The sequence below is a fragment of the Acinetobacter sp. BIGb0102 genome (assembly GCF_003815055.1).
Taxonomy (GTDB): domain Bacteria; phylum Pseudomonadota; class Gammaproteobacteria; order Pseudomonadales; family Moraxellaceae; genus Acinetobacter; species Acinetobacter vivianii.
The window spans coordinates 74,915-88,561 of sequence record NZ_RKQE01000003.1; the positions used below are offsets into that span (position 1 = coordinate 74,915).

A 13,647-nucleotide genomic window follows, 5' to 3' on the forward strand; every position below is an offset into this window, starting at 1 on the left:
ACCATAAAAATGATGGATATGAAGTTAACGGTGACAAGGAGAAAAGGATGAGAGTTCTGATTGCTGATGATGAACCCCTTGCTGTAGAGCGTTTGTCACGTTTAGTGACTCAAATGGGGCATGAAGTCATTGCGACAGCGCATCATGGACAGGATGTGTTAAATCATATTGAAAATGACTCACCAGATGTTGTTTTACTGGATATTCAAATGCCCGGAATGAATGGTCTGGAATGTGCTGAACAGCTCAGCCAGCTCAATCCTCGTCCGGCCATTATTTTCTGTACAGCATACGATCAACATGCATTGGAAGCATTTAAATTTCAAGCACAAGGATATTTACTTAAACCTGTTGCACAACAAGATCTACAGCAGGTGTTCAATCATTTAACTCAACTTACACAAGCACAGATGACTGGCTTACAACAACAAGATGATATGTACGATACTAAAACCCAACGCCAACAAATTGCTGCGAAGACTTATCGCGGGGTAGAGCTGATTCCATTAGAAAATGTATATTATTTTTTAGCGGATCAAAAATATGTCACGGTTCGCCATAAAAATGGCAGCGTACTGATTGATGAAACACTCAAGGATCTGGAGCTGGAGTTCGCAGACCGCTTTATCCGTATTCACCGTAATGCACTGGTGTCGTTAGACTATCTTGAAGGTCTGGAACTGGTTGCAGCAGGACAATATCAGGTTCGATTACGTGAGCTGGATGAGCGTTTATCGGTGAGCCGCCGTCATTTGCCAAGTTTAAGAGAGTGTATGCATCAATTGTAAATGCGGCTTTTCAGCTGAATGAATGATCACTTTATGATTTTTTACTTGCAATTTCGGGTGATCAAGTTAAGTTGGGAGCAATTGCTTTGATCAATACTTCACTTGAATTTATGAAAACCTTAAAAATTGCGACCCGACAAAGCCCGCTTGCACTTTGGCAGGCCGAGCATATCCGTTCTCGTTTAAATGCGCTTTATCCAGATTTAACGGTTGAGCTGGTCAAGTTTGTGACGCAGGGTGACAAAATTCTTGATACACCACTGGCAAAAATTGGTGGCAAAGGTTTGTTTGTTAAAGAACTGGAAGCTGCATTGCTCGATGGTCGCGCAGATTTAGCCGTCCATTCCATGAAAGATGTACCGATGCATTTGCCTGAAGGCCTAACCTTAGCGGTAATTTGTGAGCGTGAAGATCCGCTGGATGCATTCGTTTCGAATCAATACCAGCATTTTGATGAATTACCGCAAGGTGCAAAAGTCGGTACTTCGAGCTTACGTCGTAAATGCCAGATTTTACAGCAACGCCCAGATCTGGAAATTATTGATCTACGTGGTAATGTCGGTACCCGTTTATCCAAACTGGATGATGGTTTGTATGACGCAATCATCTTGGCGAGTGCGGGTCTGAAACGTTTAGGTTTGTCAGACCGTATTCGTCATTGTCTGGCACCTGTACTTAGTTTGCCAGCAGTTGGACAAGGTGCGCTGGGATTGGAATGCCGTGCAAATGATGACGCATTGTTAAAACTGATCCAGCCATTACAACATGAAGAAACCTCGATTTGTGTTCGTGCAGAACGTGCTTTCAATGCTTATCTTGAAGGTGGCTGTCAGGTTCCCATCGCAGGCTATGCCACTTTAGCCAATGATCAACTTCAGATCGAAGGACGCGTGGGGAGTGTCGACGGACATACTTTATTAAAAGAACAACTGGTTGGCACACCAGCCGAGGCTGAGCAACTGGGTGAGCAACTGGCACAACGCTTATTGGCGCAAGGTGCGGGTGAGTTGCTAAAAGCGTTGTATTAATGCTGTTTATCAATACACGTCCTGAAGATCGTGCGGGTGCTCTAACACAGGCATTGTCCGAGGCTGGTTATCAGGTTGTGGGTTTACCTTTACTTGAACTGGTTGCGGAGCCTTTTTCGAAAGGCTTGCAGCAGCTCTATCAGCAGCTTGATCAGGTTCAGGCAATTGTGGTGGTCAGCCCAACCGCTGTTGAAGTGGGAATGCAATATTTGCAGCAAGCAGGTGTCACACTTGAGCAGTTGCAACATGTTCGATGGATCGCAGTGGGTCAAACCACTGCACAGGCGCTTGCACGATTTAATATTCAAAGTGATGTGCCTCAGGTCGAAAACTCGGAAGGCATGCTGGATTTACCTATTTTAAAACAGCAGAAAAATTTAAAGAAAATTGCGTTCTGGCGGGGGCTAGGCGGACGACAATTCATGATGCAGCAATTGCAGCAGCAGGGGATTGAAGTACTCAATTTTGTCCTTTATCGCCGTCAATGTCCCCAACAAAGTTTTGCGCTATTCCCTGAGATTCTAAACCAGATAAACCCTCAACAGCCTGTTACGGTATTGATCAGTAGCGAAGCGAGCTGGAATTACTGGCAGCAGATGTGTGAGCAAGAACAGCCGCCCCGAGCATGGATTTATTTAGTACTGGGGGAAAGGCTGGCACAACTATTAGAAAAAACCAGAACACAGACAAACAAAGCATTTAACATTATTCAGCTTGAAAATTTATCTGCATCAGAGATCATTCAACGCATGAGAGACTGGCAAGGACATGTATGAGAAAAATTGGTTATTTAATATTAGGGCTGAGTTTATTGTGGTTGGCTAAACTCAGTTACGATGTTGCACAATATTCTCAAACGGTTCCCCAGCTTCAACAGCAGCTTACCCAGACCGAACAGCGTTATGCATTATTGAATGATCAATTTGTCGCGGTCCAACGTCAGTTGCAGAATAATCGTGTGGTTGAGCCTACCGATCATAGTTCAATCCCGATGACGGTTGAGGGCATTTCACCGATTATCCTGATTAAGCAGCAAATGCAACTGGTGCAGTTTGCGCTGGATCAGCAGCAGTTTATCTATGCATTGGAACAACTGAATCAGGCACAGCAACACGTGGTGCAATATGCAGTTTCACCCGCGTTACAAGATAGTCTGATTAAATCGATAGAGCAGGATAAACAGGCGATCCAGCAATTTGTTTTAAATCAAACCCAGCAACAACAGCAGCTTGATCAATTATTGCAGCAACTGGATCAAAAGATTGCGCAAGATCTTCAAAACCCGAAAGTATCAATTGAAAAAGGTGAAAGTGCGACATGGTGGCACTGGTTTAAACTAGAAAAAGTTCAACGCACATCGCCTGATTTAATGAGCCGCAATATTACTTTGAAAGAAGCACAGTTACGTTTATTGCTGGCATCTCAAGCATTACATGAAGGTCAATTTACTGAATATCAGAAATCGGTTCAGGAAGTGATCCAGTTACTTGCAGAGTTACCTGATCAAAATAGCCAGAAAATGAAACTGCGCTTAGAGAAAATCTTAAACCAGCAAGCAGTGCCAACACCGAAATTAACAAGCTTAGGTTTGTTGGGATAATCTGTCATGAAGCAATTAATGTTGATTTATTTTCTCTCGGCTTTGGTACTTTTCGCATTATTTTCTGTGTTGAGTTATGGCTATGGAAATGGCTATGTTTATATCTACTGGCGAGAATGGCAGTTCCAGAGCAGTGTTTGGGGGCTGATTGCACTGTTTATTGCAATTAGTCTATTCTCGCAATTGTGCTGGTTAATCGCTAAACGGTATTTCACCCGTGAGCAAAGAAAAAAAGAAACGATTCTGCACTTTAAGGAATTACATCCTTATGAGCAGCTTGGCATTGTCTGGTTGTTAGATGCTTCAAAAGATCAGCAGGTTTTTATTGAGCGGGTATTTACCCAGTCTGGTTTGCTCAGCAATATTATTGATGCACAATTTGATTATCAAAATGGCGATTATGCAGCCGCCTTGCAAAGTCTGGATAAATCCGCACCGATGGCTTTTGAATTGGCTGAATTGCAACGCATTGATATTTTCCTTGAGCAAAAAGAAACTGAGAAAGCGCTGACACATTTAGAATTTCTGGCGCAGCATCAGCTTTCTCCATGGCTGGTTGAAATAGAAACGGCATATCAACAACGTATTACTGCATTGTGGGGCAAACTGGCGCTACAAGAACCGTGGTTATTTTTGCAAACTACCCAGTATGGTTTGTTGGATGCAGAACATCGTGATTTATGGTTACAGCAATTATTAATTCATTTTGATCAGGCATCCGTGGATGATCTAGCTGCATTACAACAGCGCTATCTGGTGTTGCAGGATGAGATTGAAACGCGTCCTTATAGCAGCAAAGTGCTTTGGTTGAAATTGTTGGCGCGCATGCCTGAGATGAGCGTGCAACATGAAGACCTAGCGCTGCATTTACTACAAGATCAGTTCGATCCAGAAGTGTTTTATTTGTGGTTTCAGCAGCAATTGCTCAAGCAGATTCCAGATTATGCCTATGTTGAACAACGTATTATTCAACTGGAACAGCGTTATACCAGCGTTCCAATGCTGGCCTTTGCAAAGTGGCATATTTATACCGCAACACAGCGTCAGGCAGAGGCAGAGCAGTTATTAACTTTATATCCTGATAATATATTAATGAGTTATTTAAGGATTAAGTCGACACTGGGTGATAATCAGGACTTAATCAAGCAGTTAAATTTAATATTTGAAAATGATGTGAATTTTCTTAATTTTAAGATATGAGTGTAAATATGAAAGAACTGTCTGTCTACCCTGTTATTCATCGACAGGCTGTAGCTTGGGGCGATATGGATGCTTTTGGGCATGTCAATAATGTGCAGTATTATCGTTATATGGAAAGTGCCCGTATTGCCTATTTAATGGCATTAAATATCTTCGATCAGGAGATATTGACAGTGGTTGCTTCGAGTCAATGTAAATATTTAAAACCTGTATTTTATCCCGATGTGTTACATATTGGTGCGCGTATTGAAGAGCTGAGAAATAGTGCTTTTCGTATGCATTATGTATTATGGAGTGAAAGCCAGAATCAGATTATTGCCACAGGTGAGGCAGTGATGGTTTGTGTAGATAAAGTAACATCAGGCAAACTCAATATCCCCGATTCGATTAGACAGAAGATTATTCAGCTAGAAGAAAATGTAGGACATCAATTAATAACAAACAAATAATTATAAAGACAATTATGTCTATTTTATTTGAATATATAAGAAATTTCATAATGTGGTGTTTTTGAGAGTATTGCAGAACGGCTACTTCAAAAGCACCATCCTATAAATGAGCAAATCAGAAATTTTTTAGTGAAATTTAAGAATACGTTAATATAATTGTTGTTTGGTTTGGCCCTTTATTTAATTTAATAAAATCTATTTTTTATATCAAAACTCTACTTTTTTTGTTTTATTGTAAATAAAAAGCCATTTTATTGTTGATATGCGATTAAGTGGGCTATTCTTATATTGATTATTTAATCGCTTATAAATTAATATTGAATAGAATTCTAAATTCATTTTTTTATTTTGAGTGATATATTTTTTTTCTTATTAAGTTGGAGTGGTTCGAATGAAACCAGATATTAGCGAATTATCGGTAGAAGATTTAAAGCGTTTACAAGCAGAAGCAGAAGCTTTGATTGCAAGCAAAAAAGATCAAGCAATTGAAGATGCTTATAATCAAATTGTTGCAATTGCTGAAGGCATTGGCTTTAGCGTTGAAGAGTTGTTGGAAGTGGGCGAGCAAAAGCGTAAGAAAACAACACGTAAAGCTGTAGAGCCACGCTACCGCAACAAGAGCAATACTGAAGAAACTTGGACTGGTCGTGGTAAACAACCACGTTGGTTAGTTGCTGAGTTAGAAAAAGGTGCAAAACTTGAAGATTTCTTAATCTAAGCAAGTTTTAAAGTCATCGTTTTGTCATACGATGACTTTATCCTAATTCAAAAGCCAGGCTTAAAAAGCTTGGTTTTTTTATATGAGAGAATTGGCGATGTTGAAAAAGTATGCATAATGTCATTCAGGGGCGAGTGTCTCGAAAAGGATGATATTTTGCATGTTGGTAAGGGTTGAATGAAGAAAAAAACCAAGCAATGGAGATGGTGGCTTTTCGCCATTTTTGCATTTTTAATTTTTATTATTTTACAAATTCCAGCGACATGGTTAATTGCAAAATTCTCAAAAGATAATCAAATATTACATAATGTCAGCGGCAATATCTGGCAGGGGCAGGCAGATTGGCAACGTGGCCAGCTGCGAGGTTCAGTTCATTGGAAAACCCGTCCTTTAGATTTGTTATTGTTACGTCTGGGCGCAAATCTTGATATCCACAGTGGCAATACGCAATTCAGTGGGGTATTCGGTTATGGTTTAGGTCAAAAAATCATGATCAAGGATCTTCAAGGCGCTATTTCTCCTGAAACATTAAAGTATTTTGCCAATTGGCAATGGCCTGAAAATTCTATTCAATTGAAAGACGTACAATTTAATTATCAAAAAGAAAAAGGGTTTAGTGCTGCGCAAGGTCAATTGAACTGGGGTGGCGGGGCATTGAGTTATACCTTTGGTCAGCGTCAAGACCGTATGAATATGCCGTCGTTGGTGGCTGAGATAAAAGATGAAAACGGACAGCTTCAGATTGATATTCGTGATCAGCGTAGCCAGAAAATGGGAAATCTCAGCTTAGATGCCAACTTGATGTTAGATGTGCAATTGACGCAACGGATGTTGTTGAATATTCCATCCTATCAGGGTAAAGCTGGACTAGATACCTATGTAATTAGTTCACGTCAGCCGTTGTTGCAGGGTGGTTTCTGATGAAAGCAATTACTCAAAAAATGCAACAATTGCGTTGGCAGAAGCTTGATAAGTTAAGTGGCCTGATTCTGGCTTTACTGATTTTATGGTTATGCTGGAAGTTAGCTTCATTGTTCTGGTGGGTGGTTGCACCGCCACAACCGATGCAGTTTGATCGGGTGGAATTAGGTTCGCAGCAGGCCCAAGTTCCAAACATCAGCTCATTTGCTTTATTTAATGAGCCAGCGGCAGCTTCGGCAGATGATAATGTCAATCTGGAGTTACAAGGTGTATTGCTTGGTCACCCAAATCACTTGTCTTCTGCGGTCATTAAAATGAATGATACAGCTGAACGCTATCGAGTAGGTGAAACGGTGGGCTCAACCTCGTATCAACTCTCCGAAGTGTATTGGGATCATGTGATTTTGCGACAAGGTAATGGCGCAACACGAGAAGTCAAATTCAAAGGATTGGACAATGGTTTATATCAACCGGCAGCACCTGTTTTAAATAATGGATCGAGTGTCCCGCCAGCAGCAGCGCCTGCGCCTACCCAGAATTCCCCTCAATCTGCACTTGGACAGGCAATCCAGCAAATGCAGGATAACCGAGAGCAATATCTGAAAAATATGGGCGTAAGCAATGGCGGAGATGGCTATGAAATATCGGACAAGACGCCGTCGAATTTAAAAAATACCTTAGGTTTACGTTCAGGTGATCGTATTTTATCGATCAATGGACAAACCGTCGGGCAAGGACTCAACGAAGTACAATTATTAGAGCAAGTACGTCGTGAAGGGCATGCCAAAATAGAAATAAAACGTGGTGATCAGGTGATGACCATACAACAAAGTTTTTAGTGATCACACGTCACACATCAGTTAGGAATAAGTGCAGGTTATGGCTTTCTTGAATCATCAACGTCCACTTTGGGCATTACTTGCCGCAGCACCTTTGGTGGCGACAATCAGTACCCATGCGCAAGCACAAACATGGAAGATCAATCTACGTGATGCGGACTTAACAGCATTTATTAATGAAGTTGCTGATATTACAGGTAAGAACTTTGCTGTTGATCCGCGTGTACGTGGCAATGTGACGGTTATTTCCAACAAGCCGCTGAATAAGGATGAGGTTTATGACCTGTTCTTGGGTGTGCTCAACGTCAATGGTGTGGTGGCACTTCCTTCGGGAAATACGATTAAACTGGTACCAGACAGCAATGCCAAGAACTCGGGCATTCCTTACGATGCGCGTAATCGTGCGGGTGGTGACCAGATCGTAACGCGTGTGATCTGGCTACAAAATACCAATCCTAATGATCTGATTCCTGCATTACGTCCATTAATGCCGCAGTTTGCACATCTTGCTGCCGTGGCTGGAACCAATGCCTTAATTGTTTCTGATCGTGCTACCAATATTTACCAGCTTGAGAATATTGTCCGTAATTTGGATGGAACTGGGCAAAATGATATTGAAGCAATCAGCTTGCAGTCGAGCCAAGCCGAAGAAATTATTGGTTTGCTAGAGACGATGAGTGCGACAGGCGCATCAAAGGACTTTATAGGATCGCGTGTTCGTGTGGTTGCAGATAATCGTACCAATCGTATTTTGATTAAGGGTGATCCCGATTCACGTAAGCGTTTACGTCAAATGATTGAAATGCTGGATGTGCCTTCAGCAGCTCGCTTGGGTGGTTTAAAAGTTTTCCGCCTGAAATATGCAAGTGCTAAAAATTTGGCTGAAATTTTACAAGGTCTGGTTACAGGACAATCGGTTTCTTCTTCATCTTCGTCGTCATCAAATAGCAACACTAGTTCAAATTCGATCAATAACCTGATTTCAAATAATCAGAATTCAGGTTCATCGGGATCATCTTCTGTTTCGACGCCTTCGATTAATTTAAATAGTAATTCTAGCAATAGTCAAAATGCGGGCATTACCAGTTTTAATCAGGGTGGCGTTAGTATTATTGCGGATCCTGCACAAAATGCTTTGGTGGTGAAGGCTGAACCACAATTGATGCGTGAAATTGATGCTGCGGTTCAGCAACTGGATACGCGCCGTCAGCAAGTCATGATTGAAGCGGCGATTATTGAAGTGGTTGGAACTGATGCTGATCAGTTGGGTGTGCAATGGGCACTGGGTGACCTGAATAGTGGCGTAGGGTTAATTAACTTTTCCAATTTGGGTTCTGGATTGTCAAAAATCGCGGCGGGTTATTTAACCGGTGGTGCAGCGGGTGCGGCAGGCGCTTTAGGTGATGGTGCATCGATTGGTATTGGTAAGTATAAAGAAGGCAGCAATGGCTCTCGTCAGTTATACGGTGCATTGATTCAGGCACTTAAAGAAAATACCAAGTCCAATCTTCTTTCAACACCTTCTATCGTGACCATGGATAATGAAGAAGCCTATATTGTGGTTGGTCAGAACGTTCCTTTTGTAACAGGTTCGGTCACCACAAATAGTACAGGCGTTAATCCTTATACGACCGTTGAGCGTAAAGATGTCGGGGTGACCTTAAAAGTCATTCCGCATATCGGTGAAGGTGGTTCTGTCCGTTTGGAAGTTGAGCAAGAAGTCTCTAACGTCCAGAACAGCAAAGGTCAGGCTGCCGATTTGGTCACCAGTAAGCGTGCAATTAAAACTTCGGTATTGGCAGATCATGGACAAACCGTTGTGTTGGGGGGCTTAGTCTCAGACAACACGACTTTAGGACGTCAAGGCTTACCTATATTGAGTGATATTCCGTATTTGGGCCGACTGTTCCGTTCGGATAATCGCAGTAATGAAAAGCGTAACCTGCTTGTCTTTATCCATCCGACTATTGTTGGGGATTATGACGACGTTCGACGTATTTCACAACAACGCTACAATCAGCTTTATAGCTTGCAGTTAGCAATGGACAAAAATGGTAATTTTGCCAAATTACCTGAAAATGTTGCAGATATTTATAGCCAGCAGCCTGCGGCAAATTCACCTTATCAAAAAGTGCCGACTGCGACGCAAGCTCAAAAAACAGTTGTGGTGACGACACCTGTTGCGGTGGAACAACCACAAGTGCAGCAGAAAACCGTGCAACTCCCTGTGAAAGAAACCGAACGTAGTAAAAATACAGTAACGACAACTACGATTCGTCCTGCGTCTTCACAGTAGCTGCACAGAAACGCTTATGTCACAATGTTACGATTGCGGGAAACTATAAAGGATATGCATCTATGACTTGGAAATTACAAGCCATTACAGGTGAATTTACGGGGCAGGAACTGAATATTGAGCGTGATATGTTGGTTGGCCGACATCAGGATGCCGATATTTTGTTGCAATCAGCCGATATTTCACGTCGTCATGCCGCGTTGTTGCTCAAAGATCAACAGCTTTGGGTGCAAGATTTAAACTCGTCCAATGGCACATTTATTAATGATGCGCGCATTGAACAGGAAACTGAATTGCATGATGGCGATATTCTGCAATTTGCCAGCTTTGTGTTCTCGGTGCTTGCTCCAGCAGCGGAAACGGAATTACCTGAAATTGAAGCAGAGCCTGTGACTGCAAATACGCATGATCAAGGCATGCCGAGTATTGCAGAACGTGCGGTCGAAACACCAATCACACGTGATGGGATGCCACAACAGGTCGCGATTCCAAAACCAGCACCAATTCCTGAAGGTGTGCAGGTACAGGCTGTGCCTGAACCACAACCTGTTGCACTTGAAGAACCTGTTTCACGTGTGGCTGAAGAGAAAGAGCAACAGAAGAATGCTTCAGTTGGACTCATTTCAATTATTGTATTGATCATTTTAGCTGTGATTGCCTGGCTGTTCTTTAAATAATCGGGCGAAGCTTCTACAATCAAGGCATGCCCACGTTGGTATGCCTTTTTTATTTTTAGGGTGAAATATCATGTCTATTGCACAGTTGCAAAGTCGTCATCTGGTGTTATTTGATCTGGATGGAACGCTGGTGGATTCGGCTGCTGACTTATATCGTGCCATGAATCTGAGTCTGACAAAACTGGGTCTACCTCTGGTGACTGAAGCTCAGGTTAGAGTCTGGGTGGGTAAGGGTGCGGCAAAATTATGTGAAGCTGTCCTGACACATTTGTTTGGGCAGGTCGATGCTCAACAGCAAGAGCAGCTGTTAAAAACCTTTATGCAGGTGTATGCGCAAGAGCTATGTGTTGATACACAAGTCTATGAGGGTGTTCTGCCATTTCTAGATTATTGTCAGGCCAATAATATTGCAATGGCCTGTGTTACCAATAAGCCTGAACATCTGGCGCGAGGGATTCTGGATGTTTTAGCGCTTGCACCTTATTTTAAAATGGTGGTTGGTGGGGATAGTCTGGCTGAGCGTAAACCGCATCCGTTACCGCTTTTGCATTGTGTGCAACAAGAAGGAATCTCTACAGCTGAAACCCTGATGATTGGGGATTCAAGCAATGATGTAGAGGCTGCAAGACGTGCAGGTATTGATTGTATTGTAGTCAGCTATGGCTATAATCATGGGGAAAGCATTTATGACTGCCAGCCACAGCAAGTGGTTGATCGTCTGGCAGAGCTAGTTTAAGAAAATCAGATAGGGAAAGAGGTGTGAGGATGATGATGGTTTTTCGATGGCGGGATTAAAGCAGCATTAAAACAGGGAAACGCAGATAAATCGAAACCATAAGAGATAACTCATGACAACATCAATCCAGTTTGAACAATTAAAAGCAGCAGGCTACAACACCATTCCAGTTTATCGTCAACGCTTGGCTGATACTGAAACCCCGTTATCTGTTTTTGCGCGTTTTAAGGCGCAGAAACAAGCCTATCTATTTGAATCGGTAGAGGGTGGCGAGAACTGGGCACGCTATTCCATGATTGGGCTAGGTGAATCTACCGTTTTTTCATGCAATGCGGGTGTGTTAACCATTCAGCAGGCAGATGGTACGGTGACTCAGCAAGATTGTGCAGATCCGTTTCAATATATTCGTGATTTTCAAAGTCAATTTAAAGTTCCAAGCAAAACCGAGCTACCTGATCTACCAAGTTTTACTGGTGGTCTGGTGGGTTATTTGGGTTATGACGCCGTTCGTTATATTGAGCCAAAACTGAAAAATGTACCTGCTGCTGATCCAGTGACCTTACCTGATCTATGGTTGATGCTGTCTCAAACCGTCATTGTTTTTGATAATTTGAAAGATACTTTGTTCTTGATCCATCATGCTGATGTGAATGAGCCAGATGCCTATAACAAAGCACAAGCTAAGCTGGATCAGCTAGAACAATTACTTGCAACACCAGTGAGTCTGCAAGCAAAACCACATACCGCACCGCATTTTGAATCGATTACGGGCAAGGAAAAGTTTCTGGAAACCGTGGATAAGGTGAAGGAATACATCCGTGCCGGAGATGTAATGCAGGTAGTGCCTGGTCAGCGTATGGTGTCTGACTTTGATGGCGAAGCTTTACAGGTTTACCGTGCATTGCGTCATTTGAATCCATCGCCTTATTTATTTCTCGTACAAGGCCAGACGCTGACAGATCAAAAGCCTTTTCATATTGTTGGTTCATCGCCAGAGATTTTGTCTCGTCTTGAAAATGGGATTGCGACAGTACGTCCTTTGGCGGGGACGCGACCACGCGGTAAAACCAAAGAAGAAGATCTGGCTTTAGAGCAAGATTTACTGGCAGATGAAAAAGAGATTGCTGAGCATCTGATGTTGATTGATCTTGGGCGCAATGATGTGGGGCGTGTATCCAAGATTGGTAAAGTGCAAGTGACAGATCGTATGGTGATCGAGCGTTATTCGCATGTTATGCATATTGTGTCCAATGTGCAGGGTGAGGTGCGTGATGATATTGATGCTTTAGATGTATTTAAAGCCACTTTTCCAGCAGGAACGCTTTCAGGTGCACCAAAAATACGTGCCATGGAAATTATTGACGAAGTTGAGCCAGTAAAACGTGGTGTATTTGGTGGTGCTGTTGGTTATTTAGGCTGGCATGGGGAAATGGACATGTCGATTGCTATCCGAACCTGTGTTATTCGCGATAAAAAGGTATATGTGCAGGCTGGAGCAGGGCTTGTTGCAGACTCAAATCCTGAATCTGAGTGGAATGAAACCCAAATAAAAGCTCGCGCAGTGATCAAAGCGGTTGAATTATCGTCAAACGGATTGATTTTATGAGTTTTTAACGGTTTTTTTAAAAAAAGCACTTGCATCGATTCTAAGTTTTGCTAAACTGCACACCGTTCCGATACGAAACGTACGAAACACTAAGAAAGAGCCGGCATAGCTCAGTTGGTAGAGCAACTGACTTGTAATCAGTAGGTCCACAGTTCGAATCCGTGTGCCGGCACCATCTTAAAAGTGTGGTAGTATAAAGTAAAGAACAGCACTGTGTAAGTGTGATATGGTGAGATTCCCGAGCGGTCAAAGGGGGCAGACTGTAACTCTGCTACGAAAGTTTCGAAGGTTCGAATCCTTCTCTCACCACCATCTAACTTCGATAGAAGTAGTACCAACATGCGGGAGTAACTCAGTTGGTAGAGTGGCAGCCTTCCAAGCTGCATGTCGCGAGTTCGATCCTCGTCTCCCGCTCCATCGAAGATGTCGCTCTTATAGCTCAGTGGTAGAGCACTCCCTTGGTAAGGGAGAGGTCTCGAGTTCAAATCTCGATAAGAGCTCCAGATATACAGTTTAGTGGTTTATCCACAAGATTTTAAAGAAGCAGGCTATTATAGTCTGCTTTTCAAGTATTAGGTGTCTAGTTTTTTAGGCGATTGTCGATAAAGAAGGTTTTTCAGGGTTGTTTTTCTCTAAACTGGTGTCGACGTAAACGAGGAAAATCAAAATGGCTAAGGCTAAGTTTGAACGTAACAAACCACACGTAAACGTGGGTACAATTGGTCACGTTGACCATGGTAAAACAACTTTAACTGCTGCGATTGCAACGATCTGTGCAAAAACTTACGG

Annotated in this window: 14 protein-coding genes and 4 tRNA genes; all 18 read left to right on the forward strand. The window is 42.5% G+C overall.

What is annotated here, in order from left to right; all coding sequences use genetic code 11:
• The first annotated feature begins 47 nt into the window (after nucleotides 1-47).
• On the forward strand, nucleotides 48-788 hold the full coding sequence (locus tag EC846_RS01810; protein ID WP_004773988.1) for a LytR/AlgR family response regulator transcription factor: 741 nt from the start codon (nucleotides 48-50) through the stop codon (nucleotides 786-788).
• A gap of 110 nt (nucleotides 789-898) precedes the next feature.
• The gene (hemC, locus tag EC846_RS01815; RefSeq protein ID WP_123773913.1) at nucleotides 899-1,816 is read left to right on the forward strand and encodes a hydroxymethylbilane synthase; all 918 of its coding nucleotides are present in this window, start codon (nucleotides 899-901) and stop codon (nucleotides 1,814-1,816) included.
• Nucleotides 1,816-2,592: a uroporphyrinogen-III synthase gene (locus EC846_RS01820; protein ID WP_123773902.1), complete on the forward strand. Its 777-nt coding sequence runs from the start codon at nucleotides 1,816-1,818 to the stop codon at nucleotides 2,590-2,592. The genes hemC and EC846_RS01820 overlap by 1 nt, the downstream gene beginning before the upstream one ends.
• Entirely contained in the window at nucleotides 2,589-3,416 is an 828-nt protein-coding gene (locus EC846_RS01825) for a hypothetical protein (RefSeq protein ID WP_123773903.1), read from the forward strand. The genes EC846_RS01820 and EC846_RS01825 overlap by 4 nt, the downstream gene beginning before the upstream one ends.
• A 6-nt stretch (nucleotides 3,417-3,422) precedes the next feature.
• Nucleotides 3,423-4,616 (forward strand): hypothetical protein, encoded by a 1,194-nt coding sequence (locus EC846_RS01830; protein WP_062847098.1) that lies wholly within the window; start codon nucleotides 3,423-3,425, stop codon nucleotides 4,614-4,616.
• A gap of 8 nt (nucleotides 4,617-4,624) precedes the next feature.
• Entirely contained in the window at nucleotides 4,625-5,065 is a 441-nt protein-coding gene (locus EC846_RS01835) for an acyl-CoA thioesterase (protein WP_004773995.1), read from the forward strand.
• A 391-nt stretch (nucleotides 5,066-5,456) separates the two neighbouring features.
• Nucleotides 5,457-5,783, forward strand: coding sequence for an H-NS family nucleoid-associated regulatory protein (locus tag EC846_RS01840; protein WP_004773997.1), 327 nt, complete (start codon nucleotides 5,457-5,459; stop codon nucleotides 5,781-5,783).
• A gap of 177 nt (nucleotides 5,784-5,960) precedes the next feature.
• On the forward strand, nucleotides 5,961-6,704 hold the full coding sequence (gspN, locus tag EC846_RS01845; RefSeq protein ID WP_004773999.1) for a type II secretion system protein N: 744 nt from the start codon (nucleotides 5,961-5,963) through the stop codon (nucleotides 6,702-6,704).
• Nucleotides 6,704-7,543 (forward strand): type II secretion system protein N, encoded by an 840-nt coding sequence (locus tag EC846_RS01850; protein ID WP_005255535.1) that lies wholly within the window; start codon nucleotides 6,704-6,706, stop codon nucleotides 7,541-7,543. The genes gspN and EC846_RS01850 overlap by 1 nt, the downstream gene beginning before the upstream one ends.
• Before the next feature lie 40 nt (nucleotides 7,544-7,583).
• Nucleotides 7,584-9,839 carry a type II secretion system secretin GspD gene (gspD, locus tag EC846_RS01855; protein WP_123773905.1) on the forward strand — a complete coding sequence of 752 codons (2,256 nt, stop codon included), beginning with the start codon at nucleotides 7,584-7,586 and terminating at the stop codon, nucleotides 9,837-9,839.
• A gap of 62 nt (nucleotides 9,840-9,901) precedes the next feature.
• Nucleotides 9,902-10,516 (forward strand): FHA domain-containing protein, encoded by a 615-nt coding sequence (locus tag EC846_RS01860; RefSeq protein ID WP_047431885.1) that lies wholly within the window; start codon nucleotides 9,902-9,904, stop codon nucleotides 10,514-10,516.
• A gap of 70 nt (nucleotides 10,517-10,586) precedes the next feature.
• On the forward strand, nucleotides 10,587-11,252 hold the full coding sequence (locus tag EC846_RS01865) for a phosphoglycolate phosphatase (RefSeq protein WP_062848320.1): 666 nt from the start codon (nucleotides 10,587-10,589) through the stop codon (nucleotides 11,250-11,252).
• Nucleotides 11,253-11,364: 112 nt separating this feature from the next.
• Entirely contained in the window at nucleotides 11,365-12,858 is a 1,494-nt protein-coding gene (gene trpE / locus EC846_RS01870; RefSeq protein ID WP_123773907.1) for an anthranilate synthase component I, read from the forward strand.
• Between the two features lie 99 nt (nucleotides 12,859-12,957).
• Nucleotides 12,958-13,033, forward strand: a tRNA-Thr gene (locus EC846_RS01875).
• 53 nt (nucleotides 13,034-13,086) lie between these two features.
• Nucleotides 13,087-13,170: transfer RNA gene (locus EC846_RS01880), tRNA-Tyr, on the forward strand.
• A gap of 29 nt (nucleotides 13,171-13,199) precedes the next feature.
• Nucleotides 13,200-13,275 (forward strand) — tRNA-Gly (locus EC846_RS01885).
• 11 nt (nucleotides 13,276-13,286) lie between these two features.
• Nucleotides 13,287-13,361 (forward strand) — tRNA-Thr (locus tag EC846_RS01890).
• Nucleotides 13,362-13,525: 164 nt separating this feature from the next.
• The coding region (locus EC846_RS01895; protein WP_016660498.1) for a GTP-binding protein at nucleotides 13,526-13,647 on the forward strand (122 nt) is incomplete at its 3' end.

Coding starts and splice junctions, on each gene's coding strand:
- EC846_RS01860 (WP_047431885.1), top strand. CDS start 9,902: ATGACTTGGAAATTACAAGCCATTACAGGTGAATTTACGGGGCAGGAA.
- EC846_RS01810 (WP_004773988.1), top strand. CDS start 48: ATGAGAGTTCTGATTGCTGATGATGAACCCCTTGCTGTAGAGCGTTTG.
- trpE (WP_123773907.1), top strand. CDS start 11,365: ATGACAACATCAATCCAGTTTGAACAATTAAAAGCAGCAGGCTACAAC.
- EC846_RS01865 (WP_062848320.1), top strand. CDS start 10,587: ATGTCTATTGCACAGTTGCAAAGTCGTCATCTGGTGTTATTTGATCTG.
- gspD (WP_123773905.1), top strand. CDS start 7,584: ATGGCTTTCTTGAATCATCAACGTCCACTTTGGGCATTACTTGCCGCA.
- EC846_RS01850 (WP_005255535.1), top strand. CDS start 6,704: ATGAAAGCAATTACTCAAAAAATGCAACAATTGCGTTGGCAGAAGCTT.
- gspN (WP_004773999.1), top strand. CDS start 5,961: ATGAAGAAAAAAACCAAGCAATGGAGATGGTGGCTTTTCGCCATTTTT.
- EC846_RS01835 (WP_004773995.1), top strand. CDS start 4,625: ATGAAAGAACTGTCTGTCTACCCTGTTATTCATCGACAGGCTGTAGCT.
- EC846_RS01830 (WP_062847098.1), top strand. CDS start 3,423: ATGAAGCAATTAATGTTGATTTATTTTCTCTCGGCTTTGGTACTTTTC.
- EC846_RS01825 (WP_123773903.1), top strand. CDS start 2,589: ATGAGAAAAATTGGTTATTTAATATTAGGGCTGAGTTTATTGTGGTTG.
- EC846_RS01840 (WP_004773997.1), top strand. CDS start 5,457: ATGAAACCAGATATTAGCGAATTATCGGTAGAAGATTTAAAGCGTTTA.
- hemC (WP_123773913.1), top strand. CDS start 899: ATGAAAACCTTAAAAATTGCGACCCGACAAAGCCCGCTTGCACTTTGG.
- EC846_RS01820 (WP_123773902.1), top strand. CDS start 1,816: ATGCTGTTTATCAATACACGTCCTGAAGATCGTGCGGGTGCTCTAACA.